The organism is Flavisphingomonas formosensis (assembly GCF_009755815.1).
GTDB lineage: Bacteria > Pseudomonadota > Alphaproteobacteria > Sphingomonadales > Sphingomonadaceae > Flavisphingomonas > Flavisphingomonas formosensis.
Genome location: NZ_WRPK01000007.1, coordinates 61,248 through 78,471, shown reverse-complemented (window position 1 = coordinate 78,471; position 17,224 = coordinate 61,248). Strand labels below are relative to the sequence as shown.

At 64.9% G+C, this 17,224-nt stretch carries 21 protein-coding genes, 1 tRNA gene and 1 pseudogene; 11 read left to right on the top strand and 12 right to left on the bottom strand.

All coding sequences use genetic code 11. The features are described from left to right. Positions 1 to 49 precede the first annotated feature (49 nt). The 4 genes from GQY20_RS19090 to GQY20_RS19075 are packed head-to-tail and all read right to left on the bottom strand — an operon-like array spanning position 50 to position 2,631. A complete protein-coding gene (locus tag GQY20_RS19090; RefSeq protein WP_157218742.1) occupies positions 50 to 1,063 on the bottom strand; it encodes a nucleotidyltransferase domain-containing protein in 1,014 nt (337 codons plus the stop codon). Next, positions 1,060 to 1,926, bottom strand: a complete 867-nt coding sequence (locus tag GQY20_RS19085; protein WP_157218741.1) for an HprK-related kinase A — start codon at positions 1,924 to 1,926, stop codon at positions 1,060 to 1,062. The genes GQY20_RS19090 and GQY20_RS19085 overlap by 4 nt, the downstream gene beginning before the upstream one ends. Beyond that, a complete protein-coding gene (locus tag GQY20_RS19080) occupies positions 1,923 to 2,204 on the bottom strand; it encodes an HPr-rel-A system PqqD family peptide chaperone (protein WP_157218740.1) in 282 nt (93 codons plus the stop codon). The genes GQY20_RS19085 and GQY20_RS19080 overlap by 4 nt, the downstream gene beginning before the upstream one ends. Before the next feature lie 10 nt (positions 2,205 to 2,214). After that, positions 2,215 to 2,631, bottom strand: a complete 417-nt coding sequence (locus tag GQY20_RS19075) for a hypothetical protein (protein ID WP_157218739.1) — start codon at positions 2,629 to 2,631, stop codon at positions 2,215 to 2,217. A gap of 97 nt (positions 2,632 to 2,728) precedes the next feature. Between GQY20_RS19075 and GQY20_RS19070 the strand changes: the two genes are divergently transcribed. From GQY20_RS19070 to phoB, 3 genes are read left to right on the top strand one after another with little or no spacing between them, the layout of a single operon-like run. Continuing rightward, positions 2,729 to 4,030, top strand: a complete 1,302-nt coding sequence (locus GQY20_RS19070) for an ATP-binding protein (protein WP_157218738.1) — start codon at positions 2,729 to 2,731, stop codon at positions 4,028 to 4,030. Between the two features lie 45 nt (positions 4,031 to 4,075). Continuing rightward, complete coding sequence (gene phoU / locus GQY20_RS19065) at positions 4,076 to 4,783, top strand: phosphate signaling complex protein PhoU (protein WP_157218999.1); 708 nt, start codon at positions 4,076 to 4,078, stop codon at positions 4,781 to 4,783. 3 nt (positions 4,784 to 4,786) lie between these two features. Beyond that, complete coding sequence (gene phoB, locus GQY20_RS19060) at positions 4,787 to 5,485, top strand: phosphate regulon transcriptional regulator PhoB (protein ID WP_157218737.1); 699 nt, start codon at positions 4,787 to 4,789, stop codon at positions 5,483 to 5,485. A gap of 38 nt (positions 5,486 to 5,523) precedes the next feature. On the opposite strand, the gene GQY20_RS19055 is transcribed toward phoB, so the two are convergent. The 4 genes from GQY20_RS19055 to GQY20_RS19040 all read right to left on the bottom strand — a co-directional run bounded on the left by GQY20_RS19055 (position 5,524) and on the right by GQY20_RS19040 (position 7,859). Further along, positions 5,524 to 5,871 carry a DUF2794 domain-containing protein gene (locus GQY20_RS19055; RefSeq protein WP_157218736.1) on the bottom strand — a complete coding sequence of 116 codons (348 nt, stop codon included), beginning with the start codon at positions 5,869 to 5,871 and terminating at the stop codon, positions 5,524 to 5,526. 1 nt (position 5,872) lies between these two features. Next, positions 5,873 to 6,577: a serine O-acetyltransferase EpsC gene (gene epsC / locus GQY20_RS19050; protein ID WP_157218735.1), complete on the bottom strand. Its 705-nt coding sequence runs from the start codon at positions 6,575 to 6,577 to the stop codon at positions 5,873 to 5,875. Positions 6,578 to 6,709: 132 nt separating this feature from the next. Beyond that, a complete protein-coding gene (locus GQY20_RS19045; protein WP_157218734.1) occupies positions 6,710 to 7,231 on the bottom strand; it encodes a carboxymuconolactone decarboxylase family protein in 522 nt (173 codons plus the stop codon). An 85-nt stretch (positions 7,232 to 7,316) separates the two neighbouring features. Next, positions 7,317 to 7,859 (bottom strand): peroxiredoxin, encoded by a 543-nt coding sequence (locus tag GQY20_RS19040; protein WP_198351063.1) that lies wholly within the window; start codon positions 7,857 to 7,859, stop codon positions 7,317 to 7,319. 111 nt (positions 7,860 to 7,970) lie between these two features. On the opposite strand from GQY20_RS19040, the gene GQY20_RS19035 reads away from it, so the two are divergent. After that, on the top strand, positions 7,971 to 8,870 hold the full coding sequence (locus GQY20_RS19035) for a hydrogen peroxide-inducible genes activator (protein ID WP_157218733.1): 900 nt from the start codon (positions 7,971 to 7,973) through the stop codon (positions 8,868 to 8,870). A gap of 8 nt (positions 8,871 to 8,878) precedes the next feature. On the opposite strand, the gene GQY20_RS19030 is transcribed toward GQY20_RS19035, so the two are convergent. Both GQY20_RS19030 and GQY20_RS19025 read right to left on the bottom strand, forming a co-directional pair. Further along, complete coding sequence (locus GQY20_RS19030; protein ID WP_157218732.1) at positions 8,879 to 10,450, bottom strand: GGDEF domain-containing protein; 1,572 nt, start codon at positions 10,448 to 10,450, stop codon at positions 8,879 to 8,881. A 193-nt stretch (positions 10,451 to 10,643) separates the two neighbouring features. After that, positions 10,644 to 11,261 (bottom strand): DNA-3-methyladenine glycosylase family protein, encoded by a 618-nt coding sequence (locus GQY20_RS19025; RefSeq protein WP_157218731.1) that lies wholly within the window; start codon positions 11,259 to 11,261, stop codon positions 10,644 to 10,646. A gap of 75 nt (positions 11,262 to 11,336) precedes the next feature. On the opposite strand from GQY20_RS19025, the gene GQY20_RS19020 reads away from it, so the two are divergent. Next, positions 11,337 to 11,654 (top strand): 2Fe-2S iron-sulfur cluster-binding protein, encoded by a 318-nt coding sequence (locus GQY20_RS19020; RefSeq protein ID WP_157218730.1) that lies wholly within the window; start codon positions 11,337 to 11,339, stop codon positions 11,652 to 11,654. Between the two features lie 99 nt (positions 11,655 to 11,753). Here the strand turns inward: GQY20_RS19020 and rlmB are convergent, their stop codons facing one another. Further along, the gene (rlmB, locus tag GQY20_RS19015) at positions 11,754 to 12,500 is read right to left on the bottom strand and encodes a 23S rRNA (guanosine(2251)-2'-O)-methyltransferase RlmB (protein ID WP_157218729.1); all 747 of its coding nucleotides are present in this window, start codon (positions 12,498 to 12,500) and stop codon (positions 11,754 to 11,756) included. 81 nt (positions 12,501 to 12,581) lie between these two features. On the opposite strand from rlmB, the gene GQY20_RS19010 reads away from it, so the two are divergent. From GQY20_RS19010 to GQY20_RS18985, 6 genes and pseudogenes are all read left to right on the top strand, one after another. Then, a tRNA-Tyr gene (locus GQY20_RS19010) sits at positions 12,582 to 12,667 on the top strand. A gap of 159 nt (positions 12,668 to 12,826) precedes the next feature. Then, positions 12,827 to 14,086: a tyrosine-type recombinase/integrase gene (locus tag GQY20_RS19005; RefSeq protein WP_157218728.1), complete on the top strand. Its 1,260-nt coding sequence runs from the start codon at positions 12,827 to 12,829 to the stop codon at positions 14,084 to 14,086. A 19-nt stretch (positions 14,087 to 14,105) separates the two neighbouring features. Further along, entirely contained in the window at positions 14,106 to 14,825 is a 720-nt protein-coding gene (locus GQY20_RS19000; protein WP_157218727.1) for a hypothetical protein, read from the top strand. Between the two features lie 264 nt (positions 14,826 to 15,089). Further along, positions 15,090 to 15,377 carry a hypothetical protein gene (locus tag GQY20_RS18995; RefSeq protein WP_157218726.1) on the top strand — a complete coding sequence of 96 codons (288 nt, stop codon included), beginning with the start codon at positions 15,090 to 15,092 and terminating at the stop codon, positions 15,375 to 15,377. Positions 15,378 to 15,449: 72 nt separating this feature from the next. Further along, positions 15,450 to 15,528 (top strand): annotated as a pseudogene (locus tag GQY20_RS18990). A gap of 56 nt (positions 15,529 to 15,584) precedes the next feature. Continuing rightward, positions 15,585 to 15,881, top strand: coding sequence for a hypothetical protein (locus GQY20_RS18985; RefSeq protein WP_157218725.1), 297 nt, complete (start codon positions 15,585 to 15,587; stop codon positions 15,879 to 15,881). Between the two features lie 116 nt (positions 15,882 to 15,997). Here the strand turns inward: GQY20_RS18985 and GQY20_RS18980 are convergent, their stop codons facing one another. Beyond that, positions 15,998 to 16,348 carry a hypothetical protein gene (locus GQY20_RS18980; protein WP_157218724.1) on the bottom strand — a complete coding sequence of 117 codons (351 nt, stop codon included), beginning with the start codon at positions 16,346 to 16,348 and terminating at the stop codon, positions 15,998 to 16,000. Positions 16,349 to 17,224 lie beyond the last annotated feature (876 nt).

Below are 17,224 nucleotides of genomic sequence, written 5' to 3'. Positions count from 1 at the left end.
TCTCTTTTCACCCTGCCCCTCGGGCTCCGCAGGGAGGATGAAGAAAACGTCAGCCCTTGCGCGCCTTGATCCACAGGTGCCGGGCCAGCATCAGCGGCGACATGCGCAGCCAGTGCGAGCGGATGTAAAAGGCGAAGCGCGTGACCGGACGGCGTTGCCGGCCCCAACCGTCACGGACCAGCAGACGCCGGACATACAGGGCATCGCTCACGCGCGCGGGACCGGCCAGATCGGGATCCACCCGCGTCCCGTAGAGCCGCTCGGCGAGGCGCAGAGCGCGAGCAAGCGGCTTGCCGAGCTGATGCAGCCGCCCGCGCGCCTCCAGTCTCTCCCAGAAGCCGTCTTCTGCGGAAAAATCACGCAGCAGCCGATCGATGTCCCAGAGGTTGCGCAGCCCGCCGGCAAGATCGCCATCGGCGAAGAGATGCGCAACGGCATGGACGATCATGTCCTCCGGGCAAAGCATGCGCAGCCCGTTCTCCAGGGTGACGCTGTCCGCCACCAGCGCCGCCGCATCCGGCGTCGGTCGAGCGGTCGGCGGCAATATGGTGTGGTGCACGTCGATCATCCGGTCGCGGGTGCGATGGATGAGCGGCGGCAGCTCGTGCATCCACTGCCGGTAATAGAGGTCGTCATAGGCGTCCTCTTTCACCCATTCCCACCCGGCGGCGATCAGCGCGGCTTCCACTGCGGGCAGATCCGCCCGATTCACCAATATGTCGAGATCGCCGATCGACCGTCCGATGCCGGCCGACAGACCAGCCGCGACGAACGCCGTGCCCTTCAGCAGGATCACGGGGATGCGGAGCCCTTCCAGTGCGCGACGCGCCATCTCGGCTTCCCACAGCGCGCTCATCCGCGCCTGCGCCGCCCCCGCACGTGCATCGCGCAGCAGCGCGAGCACGGGATCCGGCAGATCCAGTCCGTCGAGCCGGCAGGCGAGCGTACCGATGAGCTGCTCGGCCCGCGCGGCGGCGAGCAGCCCCGTCCACGCCGCGGGTGGCACCGCGCGCGCCTCCGCCGGATCCGCCAGCAGCCGGACGAGCAGCGCGGCTTCCTTCACGAGTCCAGATTTGCCCAGAGGGTCTCGACCAGCGATACCGCAGCCTCGGTATCGGGATAGTCGATCGCGCAGGCCGGCGTGGCGGCAACCAGGCCGGTGAGCGCGCGAAACCCCGCCTCGCCGAGCGAGACATAGTTGGTCGATGCCTGCGTCAGCCGGACGAACACTTCGGCCGGGCCGATCGGCCGTATCGCCCTGGCATGGCCGTAACGCGGGAAAAGGATCAGCGCGGGCGTAGCCGGATCGGCCATGCGCGCGATCGCGTCGGCGCGCGGCCGCAGATGGCGGATGCGGCCCTTCGGCGTATCTTCCAGCACCGGCCCGAAGCGATCCTCCGGCACGTCTGCCGCCATCAGCGCGATCGCGCTGTTCTTCAGGCTCACCGCGCGCGGGAAAGGATGGAGCGCTCCACTCGCCGGATCGAGCAGCGCGAACTCGTCGCCCATCAGGCGCCAGCCGCGTTCGCCCAGCAGGGCCGCGAGCGTCGATTTGCCAGCCCCGGATTCGCCCGTCATCACCAGCGCGCGCCCATCGCGCTCTACCGCCGAAGCGTGCAGCAACAGATAGCGGCGCAGGCCCAGCGCCATCTGCAGGTTCATCCCCATTTCCGCGGCGAGCAGCCCGTGGGCGAGCGCCAGCGGCGCGGCATCCGGCAGCATGTGATCGCCATGGATCGCGACGGACGGACGCAGCCAGCGGCGCCAGGGCCGCTCAGGCTCCAGCCGCACGGTGAAATCGGCGATGCCGTCGTCTGGCCCGGGATAGCCGGCATAGAGGCCGCGCAAGGCCGCGATCGGCCCGGGCCATGCGGAGCCGATGCGAAAACCGATCGGCCCGACCTTCAGCGACAGCCTGTATCTCATCCCCGGTGGACCAGCCCCGCCGCTTCGAGTTCTTCGAGCCGCGCCGCGATCACCGGCTCGATGCCGCCTCCGCCGTCCAGATCGTGCAGGCGCTGCAGGCGGCGCACCATCTCGGCGATATCGGCCGGTCCTTCCGCCAGCGCGGCGAGCAGTTCAGGCGCGGGCGGCCCCAGCACATGCGTGGTCCCGGATGGGCGATGATAGACGAGGGTCAGCCCCTCCAGCTCGATCGTAAGACGCAGCGCCGGTGAATCGGCGCGATAGACCGGCCCGGTCACCGGGCGCGGTTCAGCGCTGCGGCATCTGCAGCGAGGCGTAGCAGGTGAAGCCGCTCATGCCGCGCTGCAGGCGGCGGATATAATTGGTGTAGGCGCGGCTCTGCGCGTAATCGGTGCCCGGCAGCGAACGGCCGTAGCGGAGCGCCGCCTTCACATCCTCGCCCTTGAACGGCATCGGTGCCGGCGGGAAGGCGCCCGGCGTGTCGGAAGGCACCAGCGATCCGTCCGACGCGATATAATTGGCCGAAAGGCTCCGGTCCGGCACGGGGATCTCGCAGGTCAGCACCGATCCGAGCGTATTCGCCAGCGCAGGCCGGATGGTTACCACCGCGGACGCGGAAACCGCGCCGAGCATCAGCAGATGCCGCCGTGTCGGCGCCGCGCCGCCGGCCGCTTCCTCCGGCTGATCCTGATCGGGCTCGTCCATGCCTTCCTCCTGCCCGCACTTCCCTTACATATTCGTAAAAGGAAATGAAGGCGAGCGAATGGAACCCGTAACATTAGAAGCGTAGAAAGTCGGTGACATGACACGCATCGATCCGATTTTCGCAATTATCGCCCTGCTACTGCTCGTTGGAGGCACCATTGGTGCCGCGCTCGCAGGAGAGTCGAGCGTCGTGGCGGCGATCACCCTGCTCACCGGCCTGCTGACCGCATTGTTCGCGGTTATCTCCCGTCGGCGCGACGAGGAATCCGTGGCAGCACCACCTCCACCCATTGCCTTGTCCTCGCTGCCCCCCGGAATCGACGAACTGATCGAGGCGGTCGACGATCCCATGCTGCTCGTCGAAGGGCGGCTGGTGAAGCACGCGAACGCCGCGGCGCGTACCTTGCTCGGCGCGCATATCGTGGGTGAGGATATCCGCCTTGCGATCCGCCACCCGGCGGCGGCGGAACGGTTGACCGGACGTACTTCCTCCAGCGAGGCCGCGTGGCGGATCGCGATCGACGTCGTCGGCGTCGGCGAGCGCGAACGGCAATGGCAGCTGGTGATGCATCAGCTACGCGGCGGCAATCGTCTCGTCCGCCTGGTCGACCGCACCGCAACCTATGCCACCGAGCGGATGCGAGTCGATTTCGTCGCCAATGCAAGCCACGAGCTGCGCACGCCGCTCGCCACCTTGCTCGGTTTCATCGAGACGCTGGAGGACGGCAAGGCGGGCAATGACGAGGTGACGCGGGCGCGCTTCCTCAAGATCATGTTCCGCGAAGCGAAGCGGATGCAGCAGCTCGTCGACGACCTCATGTCGCTCTCGCGAATCGAGGCGGAGAAATACAGCGTGCCGCACGATCCGCAGGCATTGCTGCCGCTGGCGCAGGAGGTACGCGATTCGATGCGGGCGTCGCGCCAGGACGTCGACGAGCGGGTGCGCATAGACGCCGCGCCGCACACCGCCGACGTCATCGGCGATCGGGCGCAGCTCTCCCAGCTCCTCTACAATCTGATCGGCAATGCGCTGAAATATGGCCGTCCCGGCACCCCCGTCCGCGTCTCGCTCGATACCGCGCCAAGCGGCATGGTGCGGCTGACCGTGGCCGATCAGGGCGAAGGCGTCGCGCCCGAGCATCTGCCCCGCCTTACCGAGCGCTTCTACCGCGTCGATGCGGGGCGCAGCCGCTCGCTCGGCGGAACCGGGCTCGGACTCGCCATCGTCAAGCATATCGTGGAACGCCATCGCGGGCGGCTGGATATCGATAGCGTGGTCGGCGAGGGCACGACGGTGACGGTGCTGCTTCCGGCGGCGCCCGCTTCGTCATCAAACCGTAATGCAAATGCAACAGAGACGAATCGGAACGGCCTTAGCGGGATTGCCGGAACGGCATAGCCGACTGATATCTACCGGGGCATGCGCCCCTTGGAGTGAATGACGATGCCCAACGGCAATGCACATACCGTTTCTGCCTTCGACAACGACATGGGCCAGCTGCGAGCGCTGGTTTCCGAGATGGGCGGCCGGGCCGAAGCCGCGATAGCCGAATCGGTGCAGGCGCTGATGCGTCGCGATCTCGACGCCGCGGCCCGCGTCGTCGAGGAAGACCGCAAGATCGACATACTCGAGGTCGAGGTGGAGCGGCAGGTGCTGCGCCTGATCGCGCTGCGCGGACCGGTCGCCGATGATCTGCGCGAGGCGCTCGCCGCGCTGAAGATTGCTGGCATCATCGAGCGCATCGGCGATTACGCCAAGAATATCGCCAAGCGCGTGCCGATCATCCAGGACGCCAAGAGCATCGAGCCCATGGCGATCCTGCCGGCGATGGGACGCGCCGCCGCGGACATGGTGCATGACGCGCTCGACGCCTTCGCGGCGCGCGATGCGCAGAAGGCGCTGGACGTCAGCATGCAGGACAAGGCCGTCGACGATTTCTACAATAGCCTGTTCCGCGCTCTGCTGACCTGCATGATGGAAAGCCCGCAGAACATCACGCCTTCCGCCCATCTGCTCTTCATCGCGAAGAATCTCGAGCGGATCGGCGATCACGCCACCAATCTCGCGGAGATGGTCTATTTTGCCGCGACCGGCCAGATTCTTCCGGATCGCCCGCGCGGCGAGGACATGTTGGCAGCAGAGCGGGTATAACGCATGACTCGTGGTAGGTTGCTTCTCGTTGAGGACGATGCGGCGCTGTCCGAGCTGTTGCTCTGGCATTTCCGGCGCGAGGAATTCGAGGTCGAGCATACGGCGGATGGCGAGGAGGCTCTCCTGCTTGCCCAGGAATCCCCGCCGGACCTGGTCCTGCTCGATTGGATGGTCGAAAGCCTTTCCGGCATCGAGGTATGCCGCCGCCTGCGGCGGATGGCGGACACGGCCAATGTTCCGATCATCATGCTCACGGCGCGCGGCGAGGAGGAGGATCGCGTCCGCGGCCTGGAAACCGGCGCGGACGATTATGTCACCAAGCCCTTCAGCCCGCGCGAGCTCGTCGCCCGCGTCGGCGCGGTGCTGCGCCGCGTCCGCCCCGCACTGGCAGGCGAGCGCCTCGCTTATGCCGACATCGAAATGGATACGGTGAGCCACAAGGTCCGCCGCGACGGCGCGACCGTGCCGCTGGGCCCGACCGAATTCCGTCTGCTCCGGCATTTCCTGGAGCACCCCGGCCGCGTCTTTTCGCGCGAACGTTTGCTGGACTCGGTCTGGGGGCGCGATTCGGACATCGAGCCGCGCACCGTGGACGTGCACATCCGCCGCCTCCGCAAGGCGATCAACGAAGGCAATCGCCCCGACATCATCCGGACGGTACGCTCGGCCGGCTACGCGCTGGACGCCGAGGCAGCGGCTTGATTTCCCTTGATCCTCTCCCTGGGAGGATCGACGTCGACCTATTCCGCTACCAGCTTCATGAGCTTGCGCTCCACCGGCGCCAGCACCGGACCGAGCTCATGCCCGCGGCGGAGGATGGCGCCGGCTTCCCCGACCAATGCCCACATGCCTTGCCGATTGCGCAGTGCAGGGCGTTTCTCGATTCGATATTCCGGTCGTTCGGCGGCGCGGCGATAGGCGCAGAACACCGCGGCATCGCGATCGAAGCTGACCGAATAATCACGCCAGTGGCCGGCAGCGACCATGCGTCCATAGAGATCCAGAATGCGGGTGAGTTCCGCGCGATCGAAACCGACCTGACTCGGCTGCTGTCCGCCGGCGGTCGGGAAAGGCGTTACGACCCCCATATCAGGCGATGGTCTGCCTGTTCTTGGCCGGCTCCTCGGAACGGGCGTCGCGTTCCTCGATCAGCAGGGCCAGCCTGTTGCGAAGCGTCTCCACCTCGCATTTGAGCAGTTCCAGCTGCTGCGTCTGCGGATCGAAACGCTCGCTGCATGGCGTACCGTAGGGCACGAAACCTTTCTGATATTCCTGCGCGTCGACCAGCGTGGGACGTGCCGGGATCCCGGTCATCACCGCGCCTTCGGGCACGTCGCGCGTCACCACCGCATTGGCACCGATCCGCGAGCGCGGTGCAACGGTGATCGGGCCGAGCACCTGTGCGCCCGATCCGATGATCACGTCGTCCTCGATCGTCGGGTGCCGCTTGCCGGCAACGCCATTGGCCGGGTTGGTGCCACCGAGCGTCACGCACTGATAGATGGTCACGTTGTCGCCGATCACCGCGGTTTCACCGATCACGGTGAAGCCATGATCGATGAAGAAGTTGCGCCCGATCTTGGCGCCGGGGTGAATGTCGATCGCGGTCAGGAAGCGGGAGATATGGTTCACCAGCCGTGCGAGAAAATATAGCTCGCCGCTGAACAGCCAATGCGCGATACGGTGCAGGCCGAGCGCAAGCACGCCCGGATAGAGCAGAATTTCCCAGCGCGAGCGCGGCGCCGGATCGCGCGCCTTAACCGAATCCAGATAGGCGACAAGTCCGCTGAACACCGGCGGTCTCCCTCAACGACCCTTATAAAAACGGCATGTAGGGCGCACATCGCCAAAACGCCAGAGGCCGGGCGGAATTGGGGGGACACCCCTTCATCCTCCCCGTTCCGGGGAGGATGAATTCGATCGCCCTCAGGCCACCGCGCTGTGGACGGTCGCGACCGCCTTGATCACCGAGGCGACGCGCGCGCTGGTCTGGATGATCTCGCTGTTCACGCCGTGCTGGCGCAGCACCTTCTCATGGCTGTCGATGCACATGCCGCACCCGTTCATCGCCGAGACGGCGAGGCTGAACAGCTCGAAATCGGCCTTGTCGATGCCGGGCGAGCCGATCACGTTCATGCGCAGCTTCGCCGGCAGGGTGGAATATTCCTTGTTCGAGGCGAGGTGGGTGAAGCGGTAATAGACGTTGTTCATCGCCATGATCGCCGCAGCCGCGCGCGCCGCATTGGCCGCGTCGGGCGAGAGCTTGCCTTCCGCCTCGGCCTCCGCGGCCTCGACGATCGGCTTGTAGCCGGTGCCGTGCGCGCAGGCGAGCAGCAGGCCATATTTGCGCTGGTCGCCGAGCGCCGCGTCATTGAGCAGCGAGCTGACGTTGAGGCGCAGGTCCTTGGCGAAATCGGGAAGCGTGTCGGCAAATGCCTTCAGCGACATGTCGGTCTCCTTGAAATAGAAAAGGGGCGCGGAGTCTGAATTCCTCCGCGCCCCTCGACGTGAAGCCTGGTCGGCCCGGGGGCTGTTAGGCCGCCGGCTTCAGAACTTCCTCGCCCTGCTGCCAGTTGCAGGGGCAGAGCTCGTCGGTCTGCAGCGCGTCGAGCACGCGGATCGCCTCGGCCGGGTTGCGGCCCTGGTTGAGGCCGTTGACCGTGACGTGCTGGATCACATTGTGCGGATCGACGATGAAGGTGGCGCGCAGAGCGACGCCCGCTTCCTCATGGACGATGCCGAGCGCGTTCGCGAGCAGCTTCTTGTTGTCCGCGATCCACGGGAAGTCGCAGGCCGCGAGACGCTCATCCGACTTGCGCCACGCGAAGTGGACGAAATCGGTGTCGGTCGAGGCGCCGATCAGCACGGCGTCGCGATCGGCGAAATCCTGCTTCAGCTCGCCATAGCCGATGATCTCGGTCGGGCAGATGAAGGTGAAGTCCTTCGGCCAGAAGAACACGACCTTCCACTTGCCGCCCGTATCGCCGGTATCGATCGTCTCGCCGGCGGGAAGCGCGCTGACGCCCTGCTGGACGGGAAGGGTGAGAGCGGGGAACTTGTCGCCTACAGTGAGCATGATGTCTCCTCTTGGGGTGGCTCGGTGTTGAAGGGATGACGGGCAGGTATCGGAGTAGCATATAACGATCAAATTGATTATTCCAAGGTCAATGATCGAATGAGGCGATAAATGAGCACCTACCTTCCTACCCTCAAGCAGCTCCAATATCTGGTGGCGCTGAAGGATTACGGCCATTTCGGCCGCGCCGCGGATGCCTGTTTCGTTACCCAGTCGACTCTTTCTGCCGGCCTGCGCGAGCTCGAGTCCTTGATCGGGATCACTTTGGTCGAGCGCACGCGCCGCGTCGTGCGGTTTACGCCGCTGGGATTGCGGATCGCTGACAAGGCGCGCCGCGTACTGCGTGAAGCGGAGGAGCTGGGCGACATGGCCCGCGCCGCCGGCAAGCCGCTTTCGGGTGAGCTGCGCATGGGCGTGATCCCCACCATCGCGCCGTTCTTGCTGCCTCGCATGCTGCCCCAGCTGCGCGCCGCCTGGCCCGAGCTGAAACTCTACCTGCGCGAGGAAACCAGCCCCTCGGCGTGCGATTCGCTGCATCGCGGACTGCTGGATTGCGTCTTGCTCGCCCTTCCCTACGCCTGCGGCGAGGTCGAATCGGCAGAGCTGTTCGACGACCGGCTGTTCGTCGCCTTTCCAGAGCGCGACGCCGCCGGCCTCGCGGCCAGCGTGCGGCCGGACGCGATCGACGAATCGCGACTGCTGCTGCTGGAGGATGGACATTGCCTGAAGGACCACGCTCTCGCCGCCTGCAACCGGCCGGAGCTGCGGGCCGAAGCGGCCATGCTCGGCACGTCGCTGCACACGCTCGTCCAGATGGTGGATAACGGCCTCGGCGTCACGCTCCTGCCTGAAATGGCGCTGGATGCCGGCATATTGAAGGATACCTCGATCGTCGCACGGCCGCTCGACGCGGAGCATCCGACCCGCAAGATCGCCCTCGCCTGGCGAAAAGGGAGCCCGCGCGACAAGGAATTCCGGCTGCTCGCCGACGCCCTGCGCCAGGCGGCGTGAGCCGCGCGTCAGCTCGCCGCGCGTCCCCTTCCGGTGCGATCGAAACGCAGCAGATCGTCATGGGCACCGGCTGAGACGACGCAATTGCGGCCACGGCGCTTCGCCTCGTAGAGCGCGATGTCGGCCTGGGCGAGCGCGGCATCCAAATCGGGCTCGACATTGTTCACCGCGGCCGCGCCGATGCTGACCGTGAGACGCAAATCTTCGCCGATCTCCGGAAAGCGAAGCTGCTCGACGGACAGGCGAAGCTGCTCGCCGATCGCCAGGCCATGCTCGATATCGGCATTGGGCAAGAGCAGCGCGAACTCCTCCCCGCCGAGCCTCGCCGCCAAGTCGCTGCCCTTCAGCACGGAGGTACAGGCTTTGGCGAAGCTGCGCAGCACGCGGTCGCCCATCTGATGGCCGAAGCCATCGTTGATCAGCTTGAAATGATCGAGATCAACCATGAGCAAGGTGAGCGGCGCGCCCGTCCGATGGGCGCGGAGCATCTCGGTACGCGCGGCGGTGAAGAAGCTCAGCCGATTCGGCAGGCCGGTCAGCGTATCGGTGGACGCCAGCCGCTCGAGACTGCGCTCGATTGCCTTGCGGTTGCTGATGTCGATGATGCCGGAGATGATGATCGGCCCCTCGCGCGTGTCGACCTGCGTCGCGCGGATCATCACCGTGCGCTGCGCGCCGTCCGACAGCCGGACGTCAAGCTCCAGGTCGCGCACGCGGCCGTCGCGGTCTAGCAGCGCGAAGATTCGCTCGCGATCAGTGGGATCGACATAGAATTCCTGCAGCGACGTGCCCTCGACAGGCCCGGCGGTGAAGCCGATGAATTCTCGCGCGCTGTCGTTGAGATCGAGGATGCGGCCGTTACGGTTGCTGATCACCACCGGGATGGGACTCGCCGCGAAGATCCGCTCCAGCGTCGCGCGGCTCTCGATCAGTTCCTCGCGCGCATGGCGCTCCGCCCGGCTCGCACACCATTGCAGCCGGGCAAGCCGGTTCGCTCGCGCCGCCATCAGCGACAATGCCGATCCCATCATCAGCAGTGCAAGCGCGAGGCCCAGCATTGTGCCGTCGAACACGCCGATCTCATAGCCGACCAGCAACAGCAGGCTGCTTCCCGCGGCCGCCAGTACCAGCCAGCGCCAGGCGACCGGCACGACCATGAAATAGAGCGCCGGGAGCATCAGCATGACGAACAGCGCGATATCGCTGTGCGACGTCACGAGAACCGCGACCAGCACGGCGGTGACCCACATCCAGCCGATCAGGATTCGCTGGACATGCGCATGGTCGCGCGCTCGGCCGAGCAGGAAATGGCAAATGCCGGCCACGAGGATGACGAGTAGCCGGGCGGGCAACGCGACGAAAAAATGCGGCTGACCATAGAAGCGCCAGTCGCTCGCCAGGAACAAGGTGTTGAGCACCATGGCGGCCGTCATGAGCAACCGTGCGTGGCGCAGCACCTCTGGATAGCGGTCGATCAGGAATTCCTGCTCGGTCTCGCGATCGACGAACTCCCCGCTGAATCGCCCCAGCGCGCCCTTTTCGACACTGATGCTTTCTGGCGCACTCAGGGCGCGGGGCATCGAAGCCTCCGTTCTTCCGAGCAGGAGCAGTAACGGAGCAAGGTTAGCAAAATGCTAATGACCTCACCGAAACCCCCGATTTTGGGGCTATGGATGTGACCGTCATGAAGTTCGCCTACCGAGGCGGCGGCCTCTCGAACACGTGCCGGGCATGTGCCCGGCGATGCGCCTGGGCGCATGGCCAAGGAGATTCTCAGAGCACCGGGGTCTTGTAATGGTGCCAGGAAAAGATCGCCGCACTGCCGCGATGGGGACGCCATCGCTCGGCCAGAGCCCGTGTCGCGCGCTCGTCCGGCCGCGAATTGAGCCCCAATATCCGGCCCACTTCGATCTGAACGGCGAGATCCCCGGCGGGCCAGATGTCCGGCCGGCCTTCGGCAAACAGAAGATAGATTTCCGCGGACCAGCGGCCGATCCCCTTCACCGCCGTCAGCGCCGCGATCGCCGCCTCGTCATCCGCCGGCAGGGCCTCGAGATCGAGCCGACCTGACAACACCTCGTCGGCGAGGCTGCGCGCATAGGCGCTCTTCTGTCGGGAAAAGCCCGCCGCGCGCAGATCCTGGTCCGAAGCCGCCGCGATCGCCGCGGGATCGCGCGCCGGCCCCAGAATTTCACCGAGCTTCGCCCAGACCGCAGCGGCCGAACTCACGCTCACCTGCTGGCCTACGATGGTGCGCAGCAACGTCTCATAGCCGCGCGCACGCACTCGTGGCTCGGGGTAACCGACCCTCTCCAGGCCACGCGCGAAGGCCGGCTCGATCGCCGCGAGCGCATCCATCGCCTCGCGGATTCGATCCGCCGTCAATCCCATCGGCCTTCCCACCCCTTGATTTGTGACCGCGCCCGACCTAGGCGGCGCTAAATTTTTGTCAGGAGGATCCACCTAATGCCGAAGCTGATCGTCGTCACCCGCGAAGGCGAGGAATCGACCATCGACGGGCAGGCCGGCCTTTCGGTGATGGAAGTGATTCGCGACGCCGGCATCGACGAGCTGCTGGCGCTGTGCGGCGGCTGCTGCTCCTGCGCGACCTGCCACGTCCACGTCGATCCTTCCTTCCTCGACCAGCTGCCGGCGATGAGCGAGGACGAGAACGACCTGCTCGACAGCTCCGATCACCGCAACGAGACGTCGCGCCTCTCCTGCCAGGTGCAGCTGACCGATTCGCTCGACGGCCTGAAAGTGACGATCGCTCCGGAGGATTGATCCTCCGGCTGCCTCTTCTCATTTGCCTTGCCAATCGCCCATGGCGCTCTTCGCAGCACCGTGGGCGATTTGTCGTGAGCGGCGATCAGGAACGGCGAATCAGCGGTTGCGTGTCGCGGCCGCATAGAGAGCGATCGCGGCCGCGTTGGAAATGTTCAGGCTCTCGACCAGCGGGCTGATCGGCAACCGGGCCAGTTCGTCGCAATGCGCCTCGGTGTTGGGGCGCATGCCCTCGCCTTCGGCGCCGAGCACGATCGCAAGCCGCGCCTCGCCCATCACCTGCTGCAGCGTAGCCTGGGCATGGCCGGTGAGGCCGATTCGCCAGAAGCCCGCCTCGGCGATCTCGTCGAGAGCGCGGGCGAGGTTCACCACGCGGACCCAGGGAACCACTTCCAGCGCTCCGGAGGCGGCGCGCGCCAGCGCCCCCGATTCCGGCGGCGCGTGCCGATCCTGGGTGATGATGCCGAGCGCGTCGAACGCCGCGGCGGAACGCAGCACCGCGCCGACATTATGCGGATCGGTGACCTGATCAAGCACCACCAGCGGCCGCTGATTCGCCTGCCCCCGCTCCAGAAGGTCGCCCAGCCAGATATCCTCGAGCGGATCGACCTCGATCACCAGCCCCTGATGCGGCGCGTCATGCGGCACGAGCCGGCCGAGATCCGCGACATCGGCATAGGTGACGGGGATGACGGGCGGCAGATCCAGCGCCGAGAGCGCTTCGCGCGTGCCCCACATGCGCTTGATGATACGATCCGGGTTGGCCAGTGCGGCAATGACCGCATGGCGCCCCCAGAAGCGCGGACGCCCGCTCGGGGCGACGGATGGTCGATGGCCTTTTCTCATGATGCGCGCGCTTTTCCACGTGAGGCGTTGACAGTCCAGCCCGGTTTCGCCATGTGGCCGCCTCCGGCAGCGAAGCCTGACGGAAGGGTGGCCGAGTGGTTAAAGGCAGCAGACTGTAAATCTGCCCGCGTGAGCGTACGCTGGTTCGAATCCAGCCCCTTCCACCAGAGCAGCTTATCGCAGCTTCTCAGATATTCTAATCAGCCCTTGCAAAGCCCGCTTTTCCGGGCTTTCTGCGTTCTCAGGCGTTAGCAGAGATTGTCACTTAATCTCGCTTTCGGTGGGGGCTCGCTTGGGGGCCCCAATTTTTTGGTTGGGGGCCCCGGGTGGCAAGCGACTCGACATTCAGGACGGCAAAACCGCGGGACAAGCCGTACAAGATTGCGGACGAGAAGGGCCTCTATCTCTACGTTCTTCCGAGCGGGACGAAGTCCTGGCGTTTCAAATATCGCGTCGGTGGCACCGAGAAGAAGCTGACCTTCGGTCAATATCCCGAGGTGGGCCTGGCCGAGGCGAGGAGCAAGCGCGACGACGCACGGCGGCTTCTGCGGGATGCGGTCGATCCGGTTGTCGAGAAGAAGCAGCGGGCAGCCCAACTGCAGATCGGGACAGCGAACACCTTCCGTGTCATCGCCGAGATCTGGCATTCGAAGAATGCCCCGCGTTGGAGCAAGACGCACGCGCGCAACGTGCTTCAGAGCCTGCGGGACCACGTATTTCCGGAGCTGGGCAACGTGCCGATCAGATCGATCACCGCGCCAATGGCGCTGAAAGTGGTCGTAGCCATCGAGGAGCGCGGTGCGATCGAGACGGCTCACCGCGTCCGGCAACGCATGTCGGAGGTGTTCCTGTTCGCGATGGCGAGCGGATTAGCCGAAATCGATCCTACGGTGGCATCGAAGCCGGCTCTATCGGCACCATCAAAAGGGCGATTCCCTGCGCTCACCGATCTCGAGGAGGCGCGCGCTCTCATTCGAGCGACCGAGGCGCTGCCGGCAAATCCCGTAACGAAGCTCGCTGCGCGGCTCCAGGCTTTGGCTGTCCCCCGCCCCGGCGTGCTGATCACGGCGAAGTGGTCGGAGTTCGAGGGACTGGGCGGCAAGGAGCCCATCTGGCGGCTTTCCGCCACACGGATGAAGCTGCGTCTCGAGAAGAAGGTGCAGGCGAAATTCGAGTTCATCGTACCGCTCTCGCGCCAAGCGGTCGAAACCATCGAAGCAGTACGCATGCTCTCGGGGAGCCTGCCCTACCTCTTCCCCAACGAGCGTCACGCGCACGGGCATATGACGGACAATGCGATCGGCAAGATGTACCGCAGCCTCTCGCAGTTCGCCGGCCGCCACGTGCCGCATGGCTGGCGATCGACCTTCAGCACGATCATGAACGAGCGCGCGGTCGTGCTCGAAAATGCCGGCGACCGCGCGATCATCGACCTGATGCTGGCGCACCTGCCCAAGGGATCGGAAGGCATCTACAATCGGGCAGCCTATTTGCCGCGGCGGCGCCAGCTCGCCCAGGAGTGGGCCGATATGCTGTTGGCGGATTTTCCGCCGGCGGCCGACCTCTTGAAAGGTCCGCGCGGCTAGCAGCTGCGAGGGCCGCGGCATGACCGCGGCGGGGGGATTTGGCCGATCCATCGGCGAGCTGACCCGCGGCGTCCTGGGGGGACGTCGGACATTCCAGCCGGTGCGCCGGAACAGCTATCACGCCGGCACGCGCGAGAGCGAGGTCTGGCAGCCGATCGATCCCAAGGAGATCGGCGCCAGGATGAAGGCGGCCGAGCATTTCGACCGCACCAACAAGGAGCCGGGGAAGAAGAATGGCCCGCTCGGCCATGTCGCGCTCGAGGTGCTGCGTGAGCTGTATCGCCTGGTCGACTACAAGACCGGGCGGCTGGAGCCGTCGATCGAATATCTCGAGCAACGGCTCGCGCGATCGCGAGGCGCTGTCGTGGGCGCCCTCGCCCGCCTGCGCTCCAACGGCTTCCTGCGATGGATCCGCCGCACCGAACCGATTGAGGACGCCGACGGCGTCGGCCCACGCGTCCGCCAGATCACCAATGCCTATGGCTTCAGCCTGCCCGAGATCGCGCGCAAGTTCGTGCGTGCCGTAACCCGCAAAGCCCCCGCCCCGGACGACGACGGGCATCGCCGCGCCGAGGCTGGTGCCGAGGTCAACCGGATGCTGTCCCGCCTCCCCGCGGCCGAGCAGGCCGAGGCGATCGCCGGGGGCACCAGCCTGGGCGAAGCGCTTGCCCGCCTTGGTAAGGCTTTGGATTTGAACGCGAGTTCACTACTCAGCCAGAATCCGGCCCTAGAGATATGATGACGCGCTTCGCGCGGCGCCAACTTGAGGGACAGCCCCACCGCGGCACATAACCAGCATCGTCACCGAGGCTGCGCGACCTCCGCAATGTGCTCCCCAAGGGGCGCATGCGTTTTCTGCTGCGTGAAAAGGCAGCGCCATGCTTGCTGCCCGTGACGAAAGGTACGGAAGAGGTGTTGGCGTCTGGGATTGGCGAAATCGCCCAGTTGCGATCATAAATTGAACCTCGTTGAATCGGCTCGCCGTAGGCTGCTACACCGTCGTATGGGCTATTGGGTTAAGCGCATCGCACTGAAGGATGGCGAAGTCGTCACGGAGCGGGAGCTTCGTGAAGACGAAAATCGCTTCTATGGGCTAGCCCCAGTGATTGGCGATTTGATCGAGGTCACATGTCGCGGCCGCAAGTTCATGGCAGAAGTGGTGTGGGGTAATCCACCCGGGCGCAGTATTTCAGAGGGCGTGGTGGTTCCGCTTCGCGTTTCCGAAGTCGGACTTGATCCTGCGACGCCGCTTCGCTTTCCCCACGGTAGAACCTTCGCGCCGCGCAAATGACCGCTTCCCACCATCCTTGCCGTCCGGCGCCGACAGTGCGGTAGCATCATTCATCCAGCAAAGTCCGACACTGCCAGCGTGGCGGAATTGGTAGACGTATCGCTACAGCGATCCCGGTGACGGGCACGGGTTCGATCCCCTGCCGCTGGCATAGACAGCTATCGCCCCAGTAGCAGACGATCCGGTTCCAGATTATGATCACAGGCTATGACCGATACCGAGCTAACTGAGAAGATTAAGCGTCTCGACGAAACCAGCGATCATGCGGAGCGGCATTCGCTCGCGTTAGAGCTTGCAGATAATCCAGACCCGCGGATTTTTGATGTTCTGGTGAGGCTGATCCAGCGGCCGGAATTGGAAAATAGGCGCGGCACACTGCTCTTTTGCCTAGAGGCCCATGATTGCGCCTCTATTACGGGGCTGTTGGAAGGCATCGCTAAGACTGGCAACTTTGAAGCCGGAATGCAGGCCGAAATTATCCTCGACAATCAGGGATTGCGCTAGCCGTTGCTCGCATCCCTACGACCGCTTCCCACCATTCCTTGCCGTTCAGCGCCGGGTACCGCGTCACGAGGGGAATGGCGCGAAGCGCTGAGTAGCAGACCTTCGCTATCGGGCGATTACACCTGTGGATGCTGCGCTCTGCGTCGCTCCGATTTGGCAATCCGTATTCGCTGCTCGATCAGCCCCGCGATTGTAAGCCGTTCGGACATTCCATCCGCGCGCACGTTTAACGGAATAATCACGGTCTCGCCGTTCGTCAGAGCGAGGGTAAGCGACGTGGCCCCAACGTGGCCCGAGCGCCTCATTGCATTCTTCTCCCGCAGTAGCAGGTCGTGATCGTATAAACTGGCGTTCTCTATCTCATGGAAAGCCACAAACCGCACAACACCATCAGGATCTATCAACAGCCCATCGCGGCAAATAGCAAAGGGATGTCCTCCGTCGTCGTGGCAATAGGTCGCCAGCACTTCATGATCGACTGATGCTTGACCACCAGCGCGAAGTCCTGATGGCGTGCGGAGCAACCGGGCAACAACGGGGTCCGCTTGTTGGGTTGGAGGTTTGACCATACCGCCGATTTATAACGAGGAGCGTGCGCTTTCCACCATCATCGACCGATCCACCCGGCCAACATTAGAAAGCCGTACGCCGCCAGCAGAACGAAGAACGCCAGCGTCGCGGCTATTGCAATAATCAGTACAATCCCAACCCATGTTTTTCGCGTTGGCGTCATACGCCAAGATTACCTCCGCCGCCGCGCTTCGCAATGGTAGCTAACCACCACTTCCCGCCCTTGGGCATGCATCAAATTGCGTCAAGGGCGGATGAGGCTCCAGCTTCATCCTGATGCGCAGACGCTCATTTCCCAGTAAATTTTCCTGAGTTAGTGACGACTAAACGTAGAAAATCGCATCAAAAGTGACCCAAAAAGCGGGCGGGCGAGGCGCGGGGGCCAGCGCGGCGCTCGGAGCTGCGCGGGATCGTTTCGCGCCCGACGCTTGACCGACTCGGATCCAATGTTCCAATTTTGTTCTCATGGAGCATGACGTTAATCCCGCACTGCTGGACGCAGTGGCCCCGCTCGCCGAGCTGGTGCCGCAGATCGCGGGCTTCGATTATTCTTGGAAGGTATACCGCTCGAAGCGCGGCTGGGAGGCCGACATCAAGGCTGGCCAGAAAATCGGCACGCACCTTCAATGGGGCGCTCACGCGCAGACGCCCGAGGAGGCGTTGGCGAGGGCCGCCCACTTCGCCGCCCTACATTGGAGGGCGCATCATCTCGCCACTGTATAAAGCACCTCGTAGAGCAGCGAGGCCGGCGGTCATAAGCCGCCGGCCCCCCA

Bases quoted from the DNA above. Each gene is read 5' to 3' on its own strand.
- GQY20_RS19085 (WP_157218741.1), bottom strand. From the start codon at position 1,926: ATGAGATACAGGCTGTCGCTGAAGGTCGGGCCGATCGGTTTTCGCATC.
- GQY20_RS19075 (WP_157218739.1), bottom strand. From the start codon at position 2,631: ATGGACGAGCCCGATCAGGATCAGCCGGAGGAAGCGGCCGGCGGCGCG.
- GQY20_RS19070 (WP_157218738.1), top strand. From the start codon at position 2,729: ATGACACGCATCGATCCGATTTTCGCAATTATCGCCCTGCTACTGCTC.
- phoU (WP_157218999.1), top strand. From the start codon at position 4,076: ATGCCCAACGGCAATGCACATACCGTTTCTGCCTTCGACAACGACATG.
- phoB (WP_157218737.1), top strand. From the start codon at position 4,787: ATGACTCGTGGTAGGTTGCTTCTCGTTGAGGACGATGCGGCGCTGTCC.
- GQY20_RS19055 (WP_157218736.1), bottom strand. From the start codon at position 5,871: ATGGGGGTCGTAACGCCTTTCCCGACCGCCGGCGGACAGCAGCCGAGT.
- GQY20_RS19045 (WP_157218734.1), bottom strand. From the start codon at position 7,231: ATGTCGCTGAAGGCATTTGCCGACACGCTTCCCGATTTCGCCAAGGAC.
- GQY20_RS19040 (WP_198351063.1), bottom strand. From the start codon at position 7,859: ATGCTCACTGTAGGCGACAAGTTCCCCGCTCTCACCCTTCCCGTCCAG.
- GQY20_RS19035 (WP_157218733.1), top strand. From the start codon at position 7,971: ATGAGCACCTACCTTCCTACCCTCAAGCAGCTCCAATATCTGGTGGCG.
- GQY20_RS19030 (WP_157218732.1), bottom strand. From the start codon at position 10,450: ATGCCCCGCGCCCTGAGTGCGCCAGAAAGCATCAGTGTCGAAAAGGGC.
- GQY20_RS19025 (WP_157218731.1), bottom strand. From the start codon at position 11,261: ATGGGATTGACGGCGGATCGAATCCGCGAGGCGATGGATGCGCTCGCG.
- GQY20_RS19020 (WP_157218730.1), top strand. From the start codon at position 11,337: ATGCCGAAGCTGATCGTCGTCACCCGCGAAGGCGAGGAATCGACCATC.
- rlmB (WP_157218729.1), bottom strand. From the start codon at position 12,500: ATGAGAAAAGGCCATCGACCATCCGTCGCCCCGAGCGGGCGTCCGCGC.
- GQY20_RS19000 (WP_157218727.1), top strand. From the start codon at position 14,106: ATGACCGCGGCGGGGGGATTTGGCCGATCCATCGGCGAGCTGACCCGC.
- GQY20_RS18995 (WP_157218726.1), top strand. From the start codon at position 15,090: ATGGGCTATTGGGTTAAGCGCATCGCACTGAAGGATGGCGAAGTCGTC.
- GQY20_RS18985 (WP_157218725.1), top strand. From the start codon at position 15,585: ATGACCGATACCGAGCTAACTGAGAAGATTAAGCGTCTCGACGAAACC.